Below are 19,084 nucleotides of genomic sequence, written 5' to 3'. Positions count from 1 at the left end.
CTATACTGGCATAAGCGACATCATGGAGAGACACAGCGTACAAGATGCTGTGTCTCTTTATGCATAATTCTAAATAATCGGGGGTACATACGAGTATGTTAAAGCGCTTACAATTCAAGTCGGTCGGGATGAAGCTGTTTATGATCTTTTTTACAGCAGTGCTGCTGCTCACTTCGGTGCTGGGCTGGGTCGCGCTCTCTGTCTCCCGCAGCATTGTGCTGGAGCAGGTGTCGGAGGCGACCGCCGGACAGCTGGCTCAGGCAGCGGACAAGGTGGATTTTCTGTTCTCACAATATGAAGGAATCTCCAAGCAGCTGGCTGTGGATACTCTGCTGAGGGAGGATCTGGTTATTGTCAGCGATCCTGCAGTGAGCATTGTGAACAAGACAGCCGCCGAGGCTCGGATCCGGGAGCGCCTGAACGGCGCTGTGCAGATGGACAGCAAGCTGCAGGGGGTGCGCCTGGTGTCACTGGATCTTAGCACCTCGACCTCCTACAGCTCGGTAGGCTCCTCCGGGACGACCTCCTCTGAAGCGATACAGGCCAAGATGGAGCACATTGTGAAGGCGAATGGGCAGGTAGTATGGTTCCCGACAGAAATCAAAGGCTTTATGGCCAATGAAACGAAAGCATCGATAAGCATGGGAAGGCTGCTGAAGAACCTCAACTTCCCACGGGCCACCTATGTGCTGGTGATTGACGTCAAGGAACGGGCGATCGGAGACATGCTGTCCAATATTCAGATCGGCGAGAGCGGCAGCATCCGTATGGTGACAGCGGAAGGACGGATCGTCCATGATCCGGATGCCCAGCTGCTGATGAGCCAATCTGATCTTGAGCTCCCGCAGCAGGATGAAGCGGAGCAGGGAGCTTTTTATACGGACCAGGATGAAATGGTCGTGGTAGAAGCCATGAGCACAGCGCCATGGGTGCTGGCGGGATATGCACCGACGGATGATTTTTTGCAGGCGGCGGACAAGCTGTTATGGGTGACATTAGCAGTCATTGCGGCAGCCATCGGGATTGCCCTGCTCCTCGGGTGGTTCATGATGCGGCATGTTGGCAAGCCGCTGAATGATATGTGCTTATTGATGGAGCAGGGAGAACAGGGCAACTTGCAGGTACGGACCTCGTTTCCACAACGGCAGGATGAGATTGGAAGGCTGGGTTTGAGCTTTAACCGGATGATGGAGCAGATTTCGGGCCTGGCTAATCAGACCCGGGCTTCAGCCGTACAGGTGCTGGCTACTGCGGAGGAGCTGGCCGATGTATCCCGCTCGACCTCCCAGACGGCTGGTGAAATTGCGGCGGCCATGGAGCAGGTCGCTCAGGGGGCCGGCAGCCTCAGCCAGCAGGCGGAGAATGAAAATGCTCTGGCCGAGCATATCGGGGTTCAGATGGGTCGGGTTACGCAGTCTCATGAGGTGATGCAGGAAGCGGCAGACCAGGTGCTGCAGGTTGCGGGCCAAGGAAGCCGTCATATGCATCATCTGGTAGAAAAAACGGAGGAGATCCATCAGGTGAATCAGCAGATGGTTCAGCGTGCAGAGCAGCTGAAGGACAAAGCCTCCTCGATCCACAAAATCCTGGAGCTGATGAATGAGATTGCGAAGCAGACGAATATTTTATCCATGAATGCGACGATTGAAGCTGCCCGGGCAGGAGCAGCGGGCAAGGGCTTCATGGTCGTGGCGGATGAAATTCGGGAGCTGGCGGATTCCTCCAAGCGCTCGATTCATACCGTTGCCGGCATGACCCGGGAAATTCAAGAGGGGGTCCAGCATACCGTGGAAACACTGAATCGCTCCGCTCCGCTGTTTGATGAGCAGCTGCAGTCGGTAGGTGAAGCACAGGAGAGATTTCATAATGTGCAGAAGCAGATGGATCACTTCCTGGTTGAAATTCAGGGCTCAACGCATTCCATTCAGGAGCTGCTAGATGCTCAGCAGGAACTGACCGGCTCGATCGCTTCGGCGGCCTCGATCGTTCAAGAGAGCAGTGCGGCGACCGAGGAGGTGGCTTCCATGGCGTCCCAGCAGCATAAAGTAAGCGAACGGCTCGTGGGCCTGTCCGGTCAGCTGGAGCAGCTGTCGGAGCAGCTGAAGGAATCGCTGGTGAAGTTTAGAACATAGAAAAGCCACTCGGATTATACACAACAAAAGACCAGCCCCCTCGGGGCGAATCGGTGGATGGCTTCACCGGTTTGCACCCCAGGGGGCTGGTTGTATTAGAGATTATTCATTGCCGGAGCTAGAGCCTAGATGATGCTCATCTCATCATGGCTGCCAGTTGACGTTGACGGTTGCCGTGCCGGAGGCTGGAGCGGTAAACGTACGGTTGCTGCCCCCTTCCCATGTAGCCGTAGAGCCGTTTTTCTTCAGGAATTTGTAGCTGATCGTTGCACCGGCCGGTACGCTGACATCATAGTACCAGGTCGGATATTGGGTGATGACCTTGTTGTACAGTGGTCCGATCGCTTTCGCCGGATCCCAGTTGCCCAGCTCACTGACGCTGCCGGCAAGGTATACATTTTGGCCGAGCGTTGTGGTCGCGTTGTTAACAATGAAGCGGACGGTGACCTGATCTCCGGTCAGTACTTCAAAATTATCGTACACATTGCTCTGAACGGCTCCTGCATTCCCGATACGGACATTATATTTACCCGGCGTGACAGCTGGAATCTTCACTTTGATCTGGGTATCCTCCCAGGATGTAATGGCACTTCCGGTGACAGCTGTCGTGCCGAAGTACACAGTTCCTTTGGCTGCGCCGAAGCCGCGGCCATCAATGGTGATGGTGGTGCCGGCTTTGGCCATCATCGGTCCGACATGTCCAACCACCGGAGTGGATTGAGCAGAGGTCTTCTCCCATACTGCCACTGCGCCTGCAGCCAGAGTGAAGGCATTGACCGTGCCGCTGCCGCCGGCAGTAATCGAGCCGCCGCCCAGCAAGCCGCCCAGCGCGTCACTATACGTACCCGCCGGAAGCGAGGTGACCATTCCGCTGATGGAGGCGGAGGTGTTCAGGTTACGGTTGATCGCAATGACAGCCGTGCTGGAGCCGAATTTGCGCTCATAGACGATGACGTCATTGTTAATCCAGCGCTCCTGGGTGGAGCCGTAGGCAATGGCTGGGTTTGATTTCCGCAGCGGTGCCAGCTTTTTGATGACATTGTATGCCGTTGTGGTCGTGGAGAAGGAAGGGATGCGGGCCCGGTTGTTCGGGTCATTCCCGCCGGCCATATATTGCTCCGTTCCATAATAGATGGCGGGTACGCCGCGTGAGGTCAGGGTAAAGGCCAGCGCCTGCTCCAGCTTCCGGTTGCTGCCGGTTTGGAAGCGTTCCATATCATGGTTGTCAATGAACGTGACCTGATCATCCACCTGGGCGTAGTCCACTGCCGTGCCCTCCAGCATGGCCTTCAGGCCGTACATGTTATCCGTACCGTCACGGAACACCTGCCGCGTCTTCTGTGCGAAGCGGAAATCCAGCAGGCTCATGCCGATCTCATTGGCAAATTGGTGATTCTCCGCGCTGACTTCATTGGTGCCGAGGAACCACTCACCGAAGGTGAAGACCGGCTTATAGTTGTTAATAGTAGCCATAAAGCTCTTCTGCCAGCCAAACGGCATATGCTTGACCGCGTCGACACGGATTCCGTCGATGCCAAGATCCAGCCACATCTTGATCGCATCCTTCAGATACTTGTCCACCGTGCTGTTGTTATGGTTCAGATCCGCGAGATCATACAGATTGCGGTAGATCCCGTCCTCCGTGGAGGAGAAGTTGGTGCCGCCGTTATGATGGAACAGATTTTGCGTATCGTTGGTGTAGCCTCCCAGCAGAGTGCCGTTGTTGTAGAGCTTGCCATTCTCGGCAAAGGAAGGCTGATCAGATGAGGCAGGTGAAGTATGGTTCGGTGCAAAGTCGATAATGACCTTAATATTCTTGGCATGCGCGGCCGAGATCAGGTTGCTGAATTCGGTCATGGTGCCGTAGTAAGGGTTCGCCTTCTTGAAATCACGGGCCCAGTAGCCATGGTAAGCGGTATTGTTTACTCCGGAGTAATTGATGACACTGTAAATGTTCTCCACCGGCTGCGAAATCCAGATCGCGGTAATGCCCATGCCGGTCAGGTAGCCATCATTAATCTTGTTAATGATCCCTTGCCAGTCTCCCCCGCAATAGAGCCGGAGGTTGGAGCAGTTTGCGCTATATGCCGATCCGGATGGGTTGTTAGCTGCATTGCCGTCCGAGAAGCGATCGGTAAAAATCTGATAAATCACGTCCGTGCTGAAATTCTGCTTGTTCGTCACCGAGGTGTCTGGTGCAGCCTGAGCCGGTGTAATGACACTCAAGGCCAGAGAGAGCGACAGTGTGAAGGCAGCGGTAAACCGAGTCCATCTCTTCATTTTCTTAAAAAGCCTCCTCTTTAATCTTCAAAATTCCAGGAGTTCTCCTGGTGCAATCGGTTGCTCAAACAAGCGTCGCTGCCTCACCTCCTTAAAAATGGACCACAAAAAACCCCGGCGTCTCGGGAAGAGATACCGGGGTTGTTTCATCACCTGAAATGGATCTGAAAGCAGGGCCCTCAAATTAACCTAGTTATGAATGTGTGTAGGTTTATTTTATAAGTAAGCGTATACATTGTCAATCATTTTAAAGTCAAGAAACTGTAGGTCTGTCTAATTTACTGAAGATTTTTTTGTGAATAGTTCCAAAATATCAGCTGACAGCATCTCAGCGCTCTGTTATAATGGGTCTTGTTACGGGGGAACACGTACGTGTATAGAGATATAGAACTAGAAGGAGGCCTGTCCTAAGACAGGCCTCTTATATATTCTTCTGGTCCATGGGCGAAGAATCCCTCATGGCATTGACAAATATCTCGTTAATATCTTAATATTAAGATATATAAATTAAGCATAACTACACTGAAAATATATTTAGCTCTGAGGAGGAGAAGCAGCATGCCTAGAACATCAGGAATTCACCATATTACATCTTTTGTGCAGGATCCGCAGGGCAATGTGGATTTTTATGCGGGTGTCTTGGGGCTTCGACTGGTGAAAAAGACCATTAACTTTGATGCACCTCAGGTCTATCATTTTTATTTCGGGAATGAAACGGGAAGCCCCGGAACGATTATGACCTTCTTCCCGCAAGAGGGCGCGCGACGGGGAAGTATTGGCGGAGGACAGGTCGGAATTACGGTCTTTGCAGTGCCCTCAGGAGCACTGGAATTCTGGAAATCCCGGCTGGAGCAATTTGGGATTGCCAATGAGGAAACGACCCGCTTCGGAGATGTGTACGTTCGCTTCCATGATCCGTCGGGCCTGCTGCTGGAGCTTACGGAGCGCAAGTCAGGCGAGGATAGCCGCTGGACCTTCGACGGGATCGGGGTGAAGGAGGCTATCAAGGGCTTTGCGGGAGCGGTACTGTTCAGCATGAAGCCCCAGCGCACGGCGGAGGTGCTGCAGGGACCGCTGGGTCTCCAGCAGGTAGAGGAGTCTGGGGGCTGGGTGCGGTATCAGGCAGCCGGCGACCGAGGCCAGATCATCGATATGAACAGGAACGAGATGGAGTGGGGCCGGGGGGGAGCGGGAACGGTGCACCATATTGCCTGGCGCGCAGCCGATGATGCACAGCAGGAGCAGTTCCGCCGTGAGGCGGAAGAACAGCGGCTTCACCCGACACCGGTCGTGGATCGTCAGTATTTCAATGCGGTCTACTTCCGCGAGCCGGGCGGCATCCTGTTCGAGATTGCGACCGATCCTCCGGGATTTGCGAAGGATGAATCGGAAGAGACCCTGGGTGAGCGCCTCATGCTGCCGGAATGGTATGAGCCTCACCGTCAAGAGATTGAGCGCGGCCTTACTCCAGTAGAGGTGCGTGTACTGAAAGGAGGTGCGTGAGATGGAGCATCATCACATTTATAAGGAAGGCGCATCGCCAGAAGCGACGATCTTGCTGCTGCTGCATGGCACCGGCGGTAATGAGCAGGATTTGCTGCCACTCGCAGACCTCCTTCACAGCGGTGCTGGCGTGCTGAGCGTAAGGGGCAATGTGCTGGAGAACGGAATGCCTCGCTTCTTCCGGCGATTGTCGGAAGGAGTATTCGATGAGGAGGACCTTATCCGCCGTACGAGTGAGCTGAACGCCTTCCTTGATGCAGCAGCAGAGCAGTATGGATTTCAGCGCAGCAAGGTTGTTGCGGCAGGCTACTCCAACGGGGCGAACATCGCTGCAAGCTTAATGTTCCACTATGGCGATGCGCTGGCAGGCGCCATGCTTCACCATCCGATGGTTCCGCGGCGGGGCATCGCACTCCCGGACTTGTCCGGTGTGCCGGTGTTCATCGCGGCTGGCAAGCGGGATCCCTTGTGCACGCCGGAGGAAAGTGAGGAGCTGCAGGGTCTGCTGTCTGGAGCCGGCGCGGACGTGCACCTCCACTGGGAGCCGGGCGGCCACCAGCTGAGCCGGACCGAGGTGGACGCAGCGGCGGCATGGCTGCATAATAAGCTGTAAATAGAAGCAGGGCCTCCCTCAGAACTACATTGAGGGAGGCCCTGCTTGCTTCTATTCTGAACGTTGAATGTGAAGCGGCGGCGGAATCAGCCAGCCCTTCTCTTTGTTCATGCGCAGCACTTTAAGGCCGAGCGCGGCTTTTTTTGTATGGTATTTAGCGAACAGAGCTGCAATATCCTCGCGGATGGATTGTCCCATAGCCATGCTGCAGGCTGCAAGACCGGCAGCGCAGTCCACTGCCAGCTTGGCGGCCGTCTCCGGATCACTGAAGCGCGCGCCTGCAGGGATGTCCTCCCAGTGCACCTCCGGTCTCTCCGGCAGCGCCGGTGGCGGGACGATCCCCTGCTCTGTCAGCAGCTCATCCAGCTCTTTGGATTCCAGGCGGGCCATCTCCAGCATCTCGCTCAGCAAATGCTTGAGCTCTTTATCGCCGGCATGATTCATGTAGGCCTGATAGCAGGAGATCATCCCCTTTGCGCCCATGGAGGCCATCCACACGCCATATACCTCGCCGTAATGCATCGGCTCGTCCTTCGGATTACCGTCCAGAATGCCCATAGTTTTCATTAGCTCCTTCATCGTTTTGATGTGGTTGATCTGTTCCCGAGCCCTAGTATAGCCTCGGCAAGCCTCAATCATGTGCGGGTCCTGCTGGCATCTTCCTGCGGTGTGCTGTGGAGGTGTGTAATTTTGATGAAAAGCACCCGGGAGGACGGCCAAAAGTGGTACAATAAAGGACAGTAAACTAAACAGACAGGGCACCCCGAAGGCGCACAGGCCTTGGGGACCCGGGTGTATAGAGTGGAGTGGAATGTGATCATGGATGAAGCCAATACGACGGCCAGAGCGGTCGGTATGGAGGATATTGTAAGGGCACACCACGTGCTGCGCGAGGTGATCGTGCGCACCCCGCTGCAGCGGGATGCGGTGCTGTCAGCGCGGTATGACTGCAATGTGTATCTGAAGCGGGAGGATTTGCAGGTCGTGCGTTCCTTCAAAATCCGGGGCGCCTACAATATGATTCGCAGCCTGAGTGAGGAGGAGCGTGCAGCCGGTATCGTGTGCGCGAGTGCAGGGAACCATGCACAGGGTGTCGCTTTTTCCTGTAACGTCCTTCATATCAAGGGTAAGATATATATGCCGAGCACCACCCCGAAGCAGAAGGTGAAGCAGGTGAAGCGGTTCGGAGGCAGCAGTGTCGAGGTGCTGTTAATCGGCGATACGTTCGATGATGCGTACGAGGAAGCGATCAAGATGTGCCAGGAGCAGGGCATGTCGTTTATCCACCCCTTTGACGAGCCGCGAATCGTAGCCGGTAATGGAACGATCGGGATGGAGATTATGGAGGAGCTGGACGTGCCGGCAGATTATATGTTTGTTACGATTGGCGGCGGCGGATTGGCAGCTGGAGTCTCTACCTATGTCAAAACGGTCAGTCCTCACACGAAGCTGATCGGCGTAGAGCCGCTCGGGGCCGCTTCCATGAGTGAGGCCAAGCTGCAGGGCCAGGTCGTCACGCTTCAGGAAATCGACAAGTTTGTGGATGGCGCAGCCGTCAAGCGGGTCGGACATCTGACGTATGATATTTGCAGCCGTCAGCTGGACGATATTGTGATGGTGCCGGAAGGGAAGGCATGCACGACTATTCTGAGCCTCTATAATGAGCAGGCGATCGTAGCCGAGCCGGCCGGCGCACTGCCCGTAGCCGCGCTGGATCTGTACGGGGAACACATTCGCGGCAAAAATGTCGTCTGTATCATCAGCGGCGGCAACAATGACATTGACCGGATGCAGGAAATCAAGGAGCGCTCGCTCATCTATGAAGGTCTCAAGCATTACTTCATGATTAACTTCCCGCAGCGCGCCGGAGCTCTGCGTGAGTTTCTGGAGGATGTGCTGGGCCCGGATGATGATATTGCACGGTTCGAATATACGAAAAAGCATAACAAGGAAGACGGTCCGGCTCTTGTCGGCATTGAGCTGCTGCACCCGGAGGATTATACGCCGCTCATTGAGCGGATGAATCGCAAGGGTCTGGAGTATACCGAGCTGAACAAGAATATGAATCTGTTCAACCTGCTGATTTAAGCACGGCGCAGCCAGCTCCTCAGGCGCCATACAAGTTGATCTCAAGCTTGTATGGCGCCTGAGGTTTTTTTCGTGCGGTTGGGGACAGTGAATAATTTCCCCGGTTCTTTTTAACACTAACCTGAAGATATTCCCACATTACGATCCACGAAAGGAAGATCAGCATGTTCGATGATGAATTTAACGTACAGAAGCCTTTGCGGGAGGATGAAGCATTAGAGCCTCGCGGGGCGGAACAGGCGAGAGCGACACAGCAGACCTCTGGAAAAGGTATGGCGTCAGGAACAGCAGAGGGAGCCCATGACGCTGAGCCGAACCAGGTCGGGACACCGGAGAGCAGCATGGCGGCAGATTTGTGGACAGGCTCGGCACAGGAGAGCGAGTGGATCCACCAGTGGAACGGGAGAGCCGAGACCCACTCCATGTTCAAGCGCAGCTACGAGTAAGCTTCACCGGTGACCTGCCGCAGCCTAAAGATTCCTTGTTAGACATTGACACCTGTTTAAAAGGGATGCTAAGATAATTTTAATTAATTCATATTAAACTTATCGGAATTATCCATATATAGGTGGTCAATAGGGGGAGGCATGGTTATGGAGCGGCAATTTGCAATTCGACATGGTGAGGAAGAGCTGACAGCAAGCATACATTACCCGGTACAGCAGGAGGACGTACGCAAGGATTGCCGGCGGGTGCCGCTGGCGATCATCTGCCATGGCTTTGTGGGCAGCCGGATTGGGGTGGACCGCCTGTTCGTAAAGGCAGCCCGGGAGCTGGCGGAGGATGGCTATATGGTTATCCGCTTTGACTATATTGGCTGCGGAGAGAGCACAGGCAGCTACGGCGCTCAAGGGCTGGAGTCGATGATTTCGCAGACCCGGGCGGTGCTGGATTACGGCGCAAGCATTACTGATGTAGATCCTGCCCGCATTACGCTGATTGGACACAGCCTTGGAGGTGCGGTGGCCTTGCAGACAGCGGTGCGTGACAGCCGCGTAAAAAATCTGGTACTGTGGTCAGCGGTCGGCTATCCGTTTCATGACATTGTAAACATCACCGGGCGCAAGGTATACGATACCTCCGTGCAAAAGGGCGCAGCCGACTATTTGGGTTATGACCTGACCCCGGGCTTCTTCGAATCGCTGGCGGCGGGCCAGCCGTTTCAGGAGGCTGTGAAGTTCGGGGGCGATGTGCTCGTTATTCATGGTACGTCGGATGAGGTGATTCCAGTAGACTACGCCTTCCTGTTCCAAAAGGTCTTCTGGACCCGTCCTGTGGGGCGGTGCGACAAAGAGATCATATTCCAGGCAGATCATACGTATTCTGCCGGAGAACCCCGTGCCCAGCTGCTGAAGCGAACGCGGGAGTGGCTGAACGAGCTGGAGCAGATCCAGCAGGATTGGCAGCACTGGAGCATCTAAAGCGAATGCCAGCTCATCTTCAGCGGAGCCGTATACGATAAAAGAAGCAATCCGGACTCCGCTTGGGGTCCGGATTGCTGTATTTTGTTCTCTCTCTAGCCGGTACGTCCCGGCTGCTTCTTAAAAAAGTGGATGCCGTCTCCGGGCTGCTGCTTCCCGCCTCTGCGGAACAAGCCGCGCAGGTAAGGGATCAGGAAGCGGTCAAGCCCGATCTTGCCGGCGTTCGCTGCAGCGACAATGATCAGCACTTCCATCAGCAGCATCTGCACATTGGTGCTCACCGTGCCCGATAACAGGAACGCGGCATTCATCACCAGTCCCATTAGTGCCGCGAAGGTGGTGAAGGTGCCAAGGATCAGTCCGAGACCGACTAGAAATTCACCGAGCGGGATCAGGATGTTAAAGAATTTGACTGCAGGCATTGCCCCATACTCCAGAAAGGCCGCCCACCAGCTCTGAACCGCCGGGTGGTCGCCGGCAGCCTTGCCGATGGCCCCTTGCAGGAAGCCTTGTGCATTAAATCCGCCCACCAGCTTGTGCCAGCCTGCCGTCAGCCACTGATATCCGATGTAAACCCGGATAATCGTCAGCATCCACATTGCAATCTTGTTTTCTCTCAGCCATTGATTAAACATATGAACCACTCCTTGTATTGGATTATTCGCGGATCAGGTGCTGCTCTCTTTCATGTCTTTATTATAAGTGAAAAAAATCACTAGAGCTGTGACATAGATCACACGCACTGAAGAAATAACGGCTTGACTGATTGAACCTGGAGTGTCCCGTTACAGCCGCGGATTGACTTTCTTTGACCTGCCGGGAAGGAACAGACAATTCCGGTATTTTGTGATTAAATGGGTATGAGAACGGTTACTGTCAGGCCATCGGGAGTGGCCTTGGATATAGGGGGAAACGTACATGAAGCATTCAAGTAAAGGTAAAGTGACTACTATGCTGCTAGGGATTACCGCAGCCTTTATGCTGAGCGCCTGCAGCGGCGATCAGGCGACAGAGAGCCCGCCGGTGAAGGAGCCGGTCCAGCCGCCCGCGGTGGAACAGCCGGTAGAGACGCCGCCTGCTGCTGAGGAGCAGCCGGAAGCAAACAGCGCCTTCACTGCGCCGCTGACGGGACAAGGCCTGGAGCAGCCGTCGGATCGCCGTCCGCTTGCAGTCATGATGAACAATGCCCCGGCGGCCCGGCCCCAGTCCGGCCTCAGCCAGGCAGATCTTGTGTATGAGGTGCTGGCGGAGGGAGGGATAACGCGGCTGATTGCAATCTATCAGAGCCAGACAGGCATTGAGAAGATTGGGCCGGTACGCAGCATCCGGCCTTACCTGATCGATATCGGCGAGAGCTATGACGGGGTGCTGGTGCATGCCGGCGGAAGTCCGGAGGCCTACGCCATCATTCAAAGGCAGAAGAAGCAGGATCTCGATGAAATCGGAAGCGCGGGCGCCTATTTTTGGCGTACCACCGACCGGAAGGCTCCGCATAATCTGTACACGAGCGAAGAAAAATTAAGAGAAGCCGTCTTGAAGCACAGTTATCCACAGGAGAGCGAGGTACCGGAGTATGACTTTCTGGATGCAGCCGCCCCGGCGGATGACGCTGAAGGAGAGCCGGCCATCCGCGTGGATCTGACCTTTTTGCTGGGCAGCTATAATGTAGGCTATACGTATGATGAGGAGACCGGAACGTATAAGCGCTCCATCAACAATCAGCCGCATATTGACAAGAACAACAATGCCGTGCTGGAGGCTGCCAATGTTGTCGTACTGAGTGCCGAGCATAAAGTGCTGGACGAGGTGGGCCGCCTGGCTGTAAACCTGGAGCAGGGCGGAGAGGCGATGCTGTTCCGCAAGGGCAAGGTGATTAAGGGAGAGTGGAGCCGCAAACAAGGGGACGTGATCCGCTTCCTCAAGGACGGCAAGGAGGTTCCTTTTTACCCGGGTACGACCTATTTCAATATTGTCCCGAGCTCCCCTTCGTTTGCAAGCCATGTGACCATTTCCAATCCTTGATGAAGGGCATGAAAAGGCATGTAAACCGCATATAAAAATGAGGTAAATAGAATGTCAAATCATATGTAAATAGTTACGCTTCAATACCATGATTTTGCATACACAGGACTATGGAGATGTGATAAGATATTCAGGGTTATTTTCCATAAAGGAGCTGCAAGAATGAGAACAAAGAAAAAGGATATATTCCTCCAGAATCTGGATAATATGGCCGACACCGTGGTGCAGGCTGCAGATTATTTCTCGTATCACGTTACGAATCTGCAGGATGTGCTGGCATTCGCAAACCAGATGAAGCAATATGAGTCTGAATGTGATTCCTACACGCATACGATTATTACCGGACTGAATCAAACCTTCATTACGCCGATTGACCGCGACGATATTATGGAGCTGGCTACGACGCTGGATGATGTCATGGACGGTCTGGAGTCTACAGCTTCGCGATTTTATATGTACAATTTGGGACAGCCCGACGAGTATATTATTCAATTCGCGGAAATTTTGCGGCAGTGTGCTTATGAGATTCAAAAGGCAGTACACCTCCTTTCCCAGAAAAAGCTGCTGGCGATCCGGGAGTTTACGATTCGGCTGAACGACCTGGAGAACCAGGGTGATGAGCTGCTGCGCATCTGCACCAAGGAGCTGTTTGCTACCGTTACCGATCCCATTGAGCTGATCAAGCGCAAGGAGATCTATGAACGGCTGGAGACGACCACGGATCATTGCGAGGACGTGGCGAACAAGCTGGAATCTATCATTATGCGCAATTCGTAAGGAGTACTTTCTGATCATGGAAACTAGTATGCTCGTGCTGGGCCTGGTTGTATTTCTGGCGCTGGCCTTTGACTTTATTAACGGATTTCACGATACCGCGAATGCGATTGCTACCTCGGTATCGACCCGCGCGCTGAAGCCGCGGACGGCTATTCTGCTTGCGGCCTCCATGAACTTCGTCGGAGCGATGATGTTCACGGGGGTCGCCAAGACGATTGGCGGCAAGGTGGCAGATCCGGCCACGCTCGACAACGGAATTCAGATTGTGATCGCCACCCTGATTGCCGCCATCATCTGGAACCTGGTCACCTGGTGGTTCGGGATTCCGTCCTCGTCCTCTCATGCGCTGATCGGCGCCCTGGCCGGCGGTGTCTTCGCAGGGGCGGGCAGTGATGCACTTAATTACGGCGGCTTCCGGGACATTATTCTCGCCCTGATTCTTTCTCCCCTGATCGCCTTTATCGGCGGCTACCTGATCATGCAGCTGCTGAAGGTGATCTTCGCCAAGCGCAGTCCGCATACAGTGAACAAGGGCTTTCGGAGTATGCAGATCTTCACCGCCGCCCTGCAGTCGTTTACGCACGGGACGAACGATGCCCAGAAGGCGATGGGCATTATTACATTTGCGCTGGTGGCCTCGGATAGGCTGCAGGAGATGGAGGTTCCGTTCTGGGTGAAGCTGTCGGCGGCAACGGCGATGGCGCTCGGCACCTCGGTTGGCGGCTGGAAGATTATCAAGACGATGGGTACCAAAATATTCAAAATCGAGCCGATCAACGGCTTCGCCGCGGATTTCACCGGGGCCTCGGTGATCTTTGGCGCGACGCTGCTGCATTTGCCGATCAGCACCACCCATGCGATTACCTCGGCGATTTTGGGGGTAGGCTCGGCGAAACGGTTCTCTGCCGTCAAGTGGTCCCTCGCAGGACGGATCGTGATCACGTGGTTTATTACGATTCCGATTACAGCGCTGCTGTCCGGATTGCTCGTCACGCTGTTATTTTAGAGCATCAAGAGAGAACAGGAACAGGATGAAGCCAATCAGAGGATTGGCTTTTTTCATGCCGGGAAGGGGAAGTAGAGATGATTCGTACATTAGCGGTAACGCGGGATCACCAGGCGGTGATCGGACTGCCTCTGGAGGCGCTGAATATCGAGGATTACGCCTGGGTGTGGGTGGATTTCGTTGCACCGGTGCCGGAGGAGTCGGCGCTGCTGGAAAGTTATTTCCAGTTCCATCCGCTCGCGGTGGAGGACTGTCTGCACATGATCCAGCGGCCCAAGCTGGATTACTATGGAAAGGTGCAGTTTCTCGTACTGCATGGACTGGATCCGGTGACGCTGGAGGCGATGGAGGTCGATTTCTTCCTGTCGTCTACCCTGCTCGTGTCGTTTCATATGTCTCCGCTGCCGGAGGTGGAGGAAGCCTGGAAGCGCGTTTGTGACCAGGCGCAAAAAGGAAAAATTACCGAGAACGGCACGACCTTTGCCGCCTATACGGTGATGGACAAGCTGGTGGATCAGTATTTTCCCAGCCTGTTTGCGATTGAGGATGAGCTGGCGGACATTGAGAGCCAGAGTGCGGAGGAATCGCTGGAGAGCCTGATGCAGCAGGTGTTCCAGCTTCGTTCCAAGCTGCTGAAGCTCAGGCGCACCATCGTTCCGATGCGGGACCTGCTGTACCGGGTGGTCAACTCCCAGCATGTCCAGTGCCATGGCCATCAGGCGTATTTTCTGGACGTGTACGATCATCTGCTGAAGCTCACCGACATGATTGAGGCCGACCGCGAAATGACGTCAGATCTGCGGGACAGCTATATATCGCTTAACTCCAACCGGATGAACAATATTATGAAGACCCTCACGGTGATCACGACGATCTTTATGCCGCTGACGCTGATTGCAGGCATCTACGGGATGAACTTTGAAATAATGCCGGAGCTGGAGTGGCCATTCGGATACGCCGCGGTGCTGCTGCTTATGCTGCTGCTCGGCGGCAGTATGGTACTCTGGTTTCTGCGCCGGGGCTGGTTCAAGTAAAAAGGCTTCGCCATATCGAGCAATTGCAGAAAATCCGGTTCAGTGCTTCTGTCAGGGGTAAGCAGGAGTAGGAGGGATGATCATGCAGCAAGACAACAAGCTGAACCCGAGGGGTGCAGGCTCTCATTCAGCTGACGCTCATCATATACCGCCCATGCGGGCGCGAATGAAACGAAGATTGGCCGAGGCGGCCCGGCGCAAAAGAAGGATTACTGTAACCAATCGCTACGAAACCGGCATGGTGCTCAGTGAAATCGTGACAGGGTTCTTCTTCATTGCCGGCAGCATCAGTATGTTCTACACCGACACCGATATTCCCGTCGTGCTCTATCTGGTCGGCAGCATTATGATGCTGCTCAGATCCGGGCTGCGCGTCTCCTATTGGTTCCGGCTAAAGGAGCTGCAGCAGAAGGGGCATGATGAGGGAGCTCCGAATGGAGCGGGCTGGAGCCGGTAAAGAGTGCATATTGGGATCATGCGGATGAGGCAGCATTATAGCATTAAAAGGAGACCGTATGCTTATGCAGGGGTGATCGCGATTCAGAGGCCTGCCTTTCCTTGTCATTTCGGCCTCGGCAGGAACCGGCTGCTTGAAGCTGTGCTGAGCACTCAGGCAGCCGGTTCACGGGGCCAAGGTGAATTAGCATAAAATCTAGTCTAGGAGCGCTTGCGTTTGCCGGTGCCTTTGCGGCGGCTGCCTGTTTTCTTGCGGCGGCGGGTGCGGCGTCTGCGCGGTACATACTCGGTGTCGTAGCCCCCGGGGCTGACGGCGTCGCTGTCGGACCCTTTTTTGCTGAGGAGGTTCGAAAATACAGCCATCATGGGCGCGAGCTGCTGTACGCTCTGCATTACCTTCTGGACCTTGCCAATGTTGGCAACAAGCCCCTCGACGCCTCCCATCCGCTCGATCATGCCTTTGAGATCCAGGTTGCTGAGATTCAGTCCTCCAAGCAGTCCGGCTAATCCGCTGCTGCTGCCGGTCTCGGCAGCAGGCTGAGGCGTGGTCACGGCCGGAAGGCTGGACATGGGCTCCATCGGCGCTATAGAAGGCTGGGCCGGAACCGAATACGGATAGTAGGCAGACGTTCCCGCGTCAGCGGAGTAATCAGGATAGGCCTGGGCTTCAACACCGGGATAGGATGACGCTGGCAGGGACTCATTCAAGGAGCGGGAGGAAGCGTTTCTGGGATGATGATAATAATGCTGATGTCCTGACATGCTTTATCACTTTCCTTTGTGGTTGGTTTAGTACACTGTATGAGCTAGGCGGGCTAATGTACTGGGCGGATGCCCTGATTGCTGCTTGAATGGCGCTAAACAGGCGCCTGCCCAGGAACGGGCGTAGGAGCTGCGGGGCTGTGGAAGAGACTGCCAAGGCCTGTTGGCGAAAAAATGAATGGTTCATTTTTCCTGCTCTGGAGAAGGGTTCAAGGGCAGCTCTTCAGCGCGTGAAACCGTTAACGCTTGAAAAGACGGGGCCTGCTCAGGTACAATAAAATGGCGTACAAGTAACTGTAGGGGATGATCCAGTGCAATTAAAAAAATTAGACGATAAAAGCATCGATCAATTATTCGAAGCTATTCTTACCTTGAAAAATGTAGAGGAATGCTACGTGTTCTTTGACGACCTGTGCACCGTGAACGAGATCCAATCCTTATCGCAGCGCCTGGAAGTGGCCCGGATGCTGGGCAAGGGTTCGACATACAACCAGATTGAAGCTGAGACGGGCGCCAGCACGGCGACGATATCCCGGGTGAAGCGGTGTTTAAACTATGGCAATGACGGGTATAAAATGACTTTGGAGCGCTTGGGGCGCTAATGATGAAGCCGGGAGTTTTAGTGATCAGCCACGGTTCCCGGGAGCCGTCCTGGGTAGCGCTGGTGGAGGAGGCGGTGACCGCGATGGCGGAGCGCTGCCATCTGCCGGTGAGTGCCTCTTATCTGGAGCTCGTAGACGGGAAGCTCATACAGGACGGGATTGATTTGCTGGAGGGCCAGGGTGTCACGGACATGCTGGTTATTCCGTTGTTCATTTCCTCCGGCAGCACGCATGTGGACGAGATCGCCTATGCGATTGGCGCGAAGCCGGAGCCAGATATGGAAACCGATCTGGACCCTTTCCGGGTGCAGGCCCGGATTCATTTCGGGGACCCGTTCGATGATGGTGCGGATACCGCGGCTATGGTGTGGGATAAGGTGCGTTCCCTTTCCGTGAATCCCGCGGAAGAAGTCATTCTGATGGTGGGCCATGGCAGTCCGCATGAGCTGTTCTGGCGGCGCTGGGAGAAGATTGCGGCTTCTCTGGCGAAGCGGGTGACCGAGGTTAGCGGTCTTGAGACAGATTGGGCGCTGCTCAATCCCGGCGATGTGCGGGAGAAGGCTGAAGCGTGGCAAAAGCGAGGGTACGAGGTGATCGTGTCTCCGCTTTTTTTAAGTAAGGGGTATTTTACCGACCATGTCATTCCGCAGCGGCTGGAGGGACTTCCCTGCCGTTATTCCGGTGAACCGCTGCTGCCGCACCCGCGTCTTGCCGAGTGGATGCTGAAGCAGGTGGAGCGCCTATTGAAATCTTTGAAATTATAGATACAGGTGGCGTTTGGTGATGAGAAGAGCACGTTTGATCTATAATCCGACCTCCGGACGGGAGGAAATGAAGCGCCGCCTGGCAGATGTGCTGCAGCGTCTGGACAGTGCCGGGATCGAAACCTCCTGCCATGCAACCACAGGCGAGGGAGATGCGACCCGGTCTGCAGCAGAGGCTGTGGAGCGGGGTTATGACCTGATCATTGCAGCCGGCGGTGACGGCACCCTCAATGAGGTCGTTAACGGAATGGCGGGGAAGGACCACCTTCCTCCGCTGGGCGTGTTTCCTCTGGGAACGACGAATGATTTTGCCCGTGCGCTTGGCATCTCGAAGAATTGGGAGGACTATTGCGATCTCGTGATCCGGGATGTGACCCGTCCGATCGATGTTGGCGTGGCCAATGACCGCTGCTTCATTAATATTGCCGGGGGCGGTACGCTGACAGAGCTGACCTACGAGGTGCCCAGCAAGCTCAAGACCATGATTGGTCAGCTGGCGTATTATTTGAAGGGGCTGGAGAAAATGGTCAGCCTGGCGCCGCAGGAGCTCATTATCCGCGCGGACGGCCAGCCGGAAATCCATGATGAATTCATGGTGTTCCTTATGGCCAACAGCAACTCGGTCGGCGGCTTCGAGAAGCTCGCGCCCGGCGCGAGCATCGACGATGGCCTGCTCGACGTCATTGCGCTGCGCAAATGCAACCTCGCGGAGTTCGTCCGCGTGGTTTCCCTCGCTCTGCGCGGGGAGCATGTGCACGACAAGAAGGTCATTCATTTCCGGACCGATTATATGGAGGTCTACTCCCCCGGCCCGGTACAGCTGAATCTGGACGGCGAGTTCGGCGGTGTACTGCCGGGCACGTTCCGTATCCTGCCGCAGCACCTGCGGATTTTTGCTTGAGGGGCTCCCGATTGGGGGCCTTTGTGCTGGGAGGGCTTGGAGGTGGCAGCGAAGGACGCTACGGTGCTGGATGGGCCTTGGGAGATGGCAGCGAAGGACGCCTCGGTGCTGGATGGGCCTTGGGAGAAGGCAGCGAAGGACGCTACGGTGTTGGATGGGCCTTGGGAGATGGCAGCGAAGGACGCTACAGTGCTGGATGGGCCTTGGGAGATGGCAGCGAAGGACGCCTTGGTGCTGGATGGGCCTTGGGAGATGGCAGCGAAGGACGCTACGGTGCTGGATGGGCCTTCCGATCGCTGTTGCCGTTGAAAATGTAGAATTAGGCCTTGCAGCGGTACATTTTCAACGGCAAAGGCGAGCGCTTCGCTTCTCCATTCCCACTCCAGCCCCTCCGCTGGCGCTGCTGGGAAAAGCCCCTCTTGTAAGGTTATGCTGGCGGAGGAGGCCTCTTGCAAGCTATGCTGACGGAGGGGGGCCTCTTGAAAGTTAAGCTGGCGGAGAAGGCTTACAAGCTATGCTGACGGAGGAGACCCCTTGTAAGCTATGCTGGCGGGAAAGCTCCCTGCAAGCGGTGGTGGGGGGAGGGACTTGGCCGGTGTGCCGGGGAGATCCCCGGGGCACACTGGGCTGGGCGGTGAAGGCTGGGCAGTGAAGGGGTGCGGGCTGGCATGGGTTGTTAAAGGCTGGATCTTGGAGACCACTGGTGGGGGAAGGGTGCTTGTG

At 55.2% G+C, this 19,084-nt stretch carries 20 protein-coding genes; 16 read left to right on the top strand and 4 right to left on the bottom strand.

The annotated features are described in order from the left end of the window. The first annotated feature begins 95 nt into the window (after positions 1-95). Complete coding sequence (locus JJQ72_RS16985; RefSeq protein ID WP_208204419.1) at positions 96-2,132, top strand: methyl-accepting chemotaxis protein; 2,037 nt, start codon at positions 96-98, stop codon at positions 2,130-2,132. A gap of 144 nt (positions 2,133-2,276) precedes the next feature. Here the strand turns inward: JJQ72_RS16985 and JJQ72_RS16980 are convergent, their stop codons facing one another. Beyond that, positions 2,277-4,412, bottom strand: coding sequence for an alpha-amylase family glycosyl hydrolase (locus JJQ72_RS16980; protein ID WP_208204418.1), 2,136 nt, complete (start codon positions 4,410-4,412; stop codon positions 2,277-2,279). A 558-nt stretch (positions 4,413-4,970) separates the two neighbouring features. Here JJQ72_RS16980 and JJQ72_RS16975 point away from each other — a divergent pair. After that, the gene (locus tag JJQ72_RS16975; RefSeq protein WP_208204417.1) at positions 4,971-5,915 is read left to right on the top strand and encodes a ring-cleaving dioxygenase; all 945 of its coding nucleotides are present in this window, start codon (positions 4,971-4,973) and stop codon (positions 5,913-5,915) included. Between the two features lies 1 nt (position 5,916). Next, entirely contained in the window at positions 5,917-6,528 is a 612-nt protein-coding gene (locus JJQ72_RS16970; RefSeq protein ID WP_208204416.1) for an alpha/beta hydrolase, read from the top strand. 51 nt (positions 6,529-6,579) lie between these two features. Here the strand turns inward: JJQ72_RS16970 and JJQ72_RS16965 are convergent, their stop codons facing one another. Next, a complete protein-coding gene (locus tag JJQ72_RS16965) occupies positions 6,580-7,086 on the bottom strand; it encodes a DUF3231 family protein (RefSeq protein WP_208204438.1) in 507 nt (168 codons plus the stop codon). 261 nt (positions 7,087-7,347) lie between these two features. Between JJQ72_RS16965 and ilvA the strand changes: the two genes are divergently transcribed. The 3 genes from ilvA (at position 7,348) to JJQ72_RS16950 (ending at position 10,037) form a co-directional block, all read left to right on the top strand. Beyond that, the gene (gene ilvA / locus JJQ72_RS16960) at positions 7,348-8,616 is read left to right on the top strand and encodes a threonine ammonia-lyase IlvA (RefSeq protein ID WP_208204415.1); all 1,269 of its coding nucleotides are present in this window, start codon (positions 7,348-7,350) and stop codon (positions 8,614-8,616) included. A gap of 164 nt (positions 8,617-8,780) precedes the next feature. Next, positions 8,781-9,062: a hypothetical protein gene (locus JJQ72_RS16955; RefSeq protein WP_138224581.1), complete on the top strand. Its 282-nt coding sequence runs from the start codon at positions 8,781-8,783 to the stop codon at positions 9,060-9,062. Between the two features lie 147 nt (positions 9,063-9,209). Continuing rightward, positions 9,210-10,037: an alpha/beta hydrolase family protein gene (locus JJQ72_RS16950; RefSeq protein ID WP_138224582.1), complete on the top strand. Its 828-nt coding sequence runs from the start codon at positions 9,210-9,212 to the stop codon at positions 10,035-10,037. A 95-nt stretch (positions 10,038-10,132) separates the two neighbouring features. Here the strand turns inward: JJQ72_RS16950 and JJQ72_RS16945 are convergent, their stop codons facing one another. After that, positions 10,133-10,672, bottom strand: a complete 540-nt coding sequence (locus JJQ72_RS16945; protein WP_208204414.1) for a DoxX family protein — start codon at positions 10,670-10,672, stop codon at positions 10,133-10,135. 283 nt (positions 10,673-10,955) lie between these two features. Between JJQ72_RS16945 and JJQ72_RS16940 the strand changes: the two genes are divergently transcribed. The 5 genes from JJQ72_RS16940 (at position 10,956) to JJQ72_RS16920 (ending at position 15,333) form a co-directional block, all read left to right on the top strand. Beyond that, on the top strand, positions 10,956-12,059 hold the full coding sequence (locus JJQ72_RS16940; RefSeq protein ID WP_243896158.1) for a DUF3048 domain-containing protein: 1,104 nt from the start codon (positions 10,956-10,958) through the stop codon (positions 12,057-12,059). 162 nt (positions 12,060-12,221) lie between these two features. After that, a complete protein-coding gene (locus tag JJQ72_RS16935; protein ID WP_208204413.1) occupies positions 12,222-12,836 on the top strand; it encodes a DUF47 domain-containing protein in 615 nt (204 codons plus the stop codon). Positions 12,837-12,852: 16 nt separating this feature from the next. After that, the gene (locus JJQ72_RS16930; protein ID WP_138224586.1) at positions 12,853-13,842 is read left to right on the top strand and encodes an inorganic phosphate transporter; all 990 of its coding nucleotides are present in this window, start codon (positions 12,853-12,855) and stop codon (positions 13,840-13,842) included. A 77-nt stretch (positions 13,843-13,919) separates the two neighbouring features. Beyond that, positions 13,920-14,876: a magnesium/cobalt transporter CorA gene (corA, locus tag JJQ72_RS16925; RefSeq protein WP_208204412.1), complete on the top strand. Its 957-nt coding sequence runs from the start codon at positions 13,920-13,922 to the stop codon at positions 14,874-14,876. Between the two features lie 82 nt (positions 14,877-14,958). Then, positions 14,959-15,333 (top strand): YrhK family protein, encoded by a 375-nt coding sequence (locus tag JJQ72_RS16920; RefSeq protein WP_138224588.1) that lies wholly within the window; start codon positions 14,959-14,961, stop codon positions 15,331-15,333. A 200-nt stretch (positions 15,334-15,533) separates the two neighbouring features. Here JJQ72_RS16920 and JJQ72_RS16915 read toward each other — a convergent pair whose 3' ends face one another. Then, a complete protein-coding gene (locus tag JJQ72_RS16915; protein WP_208204411.1) occupies positions 15,534-16,094 on the bottom strand; it encodes a hypothetical protein in 561 nt (186 codons plus the stop codon). 311 nt (positions 16,095-16,405) lie between these two features. On the opposite strand from JJQ72_RS16915, the gene JJQ72_RS16910 reads away from it, so the two are divergent. The 5 genes from JJQ72_RS16910 to JJQ72_RS16890 all read left to right on the top strand — a co-directional run bounded on the left by JJQ72_RS16910 (position 16,406) and on the right by JJQ72_RS16890 (position 19,013). Next, positions 16,406-16,696, top strand: coding sequence for a YerC/YecD family TrpR-related protein (locus tag JJQ72_RS16910; RefSeq protein WP_138224590.1), 291 nt, complete (start codon positions 16,406-16,408; stop codon positions 16,694-16,696). Continuing rightward, on the top strand, positions 16,696-17,460 hold the full coding sequence (locus tag JJQ72_RS16905) for a sirohydrochlorin chelatase (RefSeq protein WP_208204410.1): 765 nt from the start codon (positions 16,696-16,698) through the stop codon (positions 17,458-17,460). Before JJQ72_RS16910 ends, JJQ72_RS16905 begins: the two co-directional genes overlap by 1 nt. 19 nt (positions 17,461-17,479) lie before the next feature. After that, the gene (locus tag JJQ72_RS16900) at positions 17,480-18,361 is read left to right on the top strand and encodes a diacylglycerol kinase (protein WP_138224592.1); all 882 of its coding nucleotides are present in this window, start codon (positions 17,480-17,482) and stop codon (positions 18,359-18,361) included. Between the two features lie 42 nt (positions 18,362-18,403). Next, positions 18,404-18,670: a hypothetical protein gene (locus tag JJQ72_RS16895; protein WP_208204409.1), complete on the top strand. Its 267-nt coding sequence runs from the start codon at positions 18,404-18,406 to the stop codon at positions 18,668-18,670. Positions 18,671-18,875: 205 nt separating this feature from the next. Further along, positions 18,876-19,013 (top strand): hypothetical protein, encoded by a 138-nt coding sequence (locus tag JJQ72_RS16890; RefSeq protein ID WP_208204408.1) that lies wholly within the window; start codon positions 18,876-18,878, stop codon positions 19,011-19,013. Positions 19,014-19,084 lie beyond the last annotated feature (71 nt).

The sequence above is a fragment of the Paenibacillus sp. F411 genome, assembly GCF_017582705.1.
GTDB classification, from domain to species: Bacteria; Bacillota; Bacilli; order Paenibacillales; family Paenibacillaceae; genus Paenibacillus_AQ; species Paenibacillus_AQ algicola.
This window is presented reverse-complemented; position numbering and strand designations above follow the sequence as displayed.

What these genes read in the sequence shown, in the direction of transcription:
- JJQ72_RS16985 (WP_208204419.1), top strand. Translation starts at nt 96, where the DNA reads ATGTTAAAGCGCTTACAATTCAAGTCGGTCGGGATGAAGCTGTTTATG.
- JJQ72_RS16980 (WP_208204418.1), bottom strand. Translation starts at nt 4,412, where the DNA reads ATGAAGAGATGGACTCGGTTTACCGCTGCCTTCACACTGTCGCTCTCT.
- JJQ72_RS16975 (WP_208204417.1), top strand. Translation starts at nt 4,971, where the DNA reads ATGCCTAGAACATCAGGAATTCACCATATTACATCTTTTGTGCAGGAT.
- JJQ72_RS16970 (WP_208204416.1), top strand. Translation starts at nt 5,917, where the DNA reads ATGGAGCATCATCACATTTATAAGGAAGGCGCATCGCCAGAAGCGACG.
- JJQ72_RS16965 (WP_208204438.1), bottom strand. Translation starts at nt 7,086, where the DNA reads ATGGGCATTCTGGACGGTAATCCGAAGGACGAGCCGATGCATTACGGC.
- ilvA (WP_208204415.1), top strand. Translation starts at nt 7,348, where the DNA reads ATGGATGAAGCCAATACGACGGCCAGAGCGGTCGGTATGGAGGATATT.
- JJQ72_RS16955 (WP_138224581.1), top strand. Translation starts at nt 8,781, where the DNA reads ATGTTCGATGATGAATTTAACGTACAGAAGCCTTTGCGGGAGGATGAA.
- JJQ72_RS16950 (WP_138224582.1), top strand. Translation starts at nt 9,210, where the DNA reads ATGGAGCGGCAATTTGCAATTCGACATGGTGAGGAAGAGCTGACAGCA.
- JJQ72_RS16945 (WP_208204414.1), bottom strand. Translation starts at nt 10,672, where the DNA reads ATGTTTAATCAATGGCTGAGAGAAAACAAGATTGCAATGTGGATGCTG.
- JJQ72_RS16940 (WP_243896158.1), top strand. Translation starts at nt 10,956, where the DNA reads ATGAAGCATTCAAGTAAAGGTAAAGTGACTACTATGCTGCTAGGGATT.
- JJQ72_RS16935 (WP_208204413.1), top strand. Translation starts at nt 12,222, where the DNA reads ATGAGAACAAAGAAAAAGGATATATTCCTCCAGAATCTGGATAATATG.
- JJQ72_RS16930 (WP_138224586.1), top strand. Translation starts at nt 12,853, where the DNA reads ATGGAAACTAGTATGCTCGTGCTGGGCCTGGTTGTATTTCTGGCGCTG.
- corA (WP_208204412.1), top strand. Translation starts at nt 13,920, where the DNA reads ATGATTCGTACATTAGCGGTAACGCGGGATCACCAGGCGGTGATCGGA.
- JJQ72_RS16920 (WP_138224588.1), top strand. Translation starts at nt 14,959, where the DNA reads ATGCAGCAAGACAACAAGCTGAACCCGAGGGGTGCAGGCTCTCATTCA.
- JJQ72_RS16915 (WP_208204411.1), bottom strand. Translation starts at nt 16,094, where the DNA reads ATGTCAGGACATCAGCATTATTATCATCATCCCAGAAACGCTTCCTCC.
- JJQ72_RS16905 (WP_208204410.1), top strand. Translation starts at nt 16,696, where the DNA reads ATGATGAAGCCGGGAGTTTTAGTGATCAGCCACGGTTCCCGGGAGCCG.
- JJQ72_RS16900 (WP_138224592.1), top strand. Translation starts at nt 17,480, where the DNA reads ATGAGAAGAGCACGTTTGATCTATAATCCGACCTCCGGACGGGAGGAA.
- JJQ72_RS16890 (WP_208204408.1), top strand. Translation starts at nt 18,876, where the DNA reads ATGCTGACGGAGGAGACCCCTTGTAAGCTATGCTGGCGGGAAAGCTCC.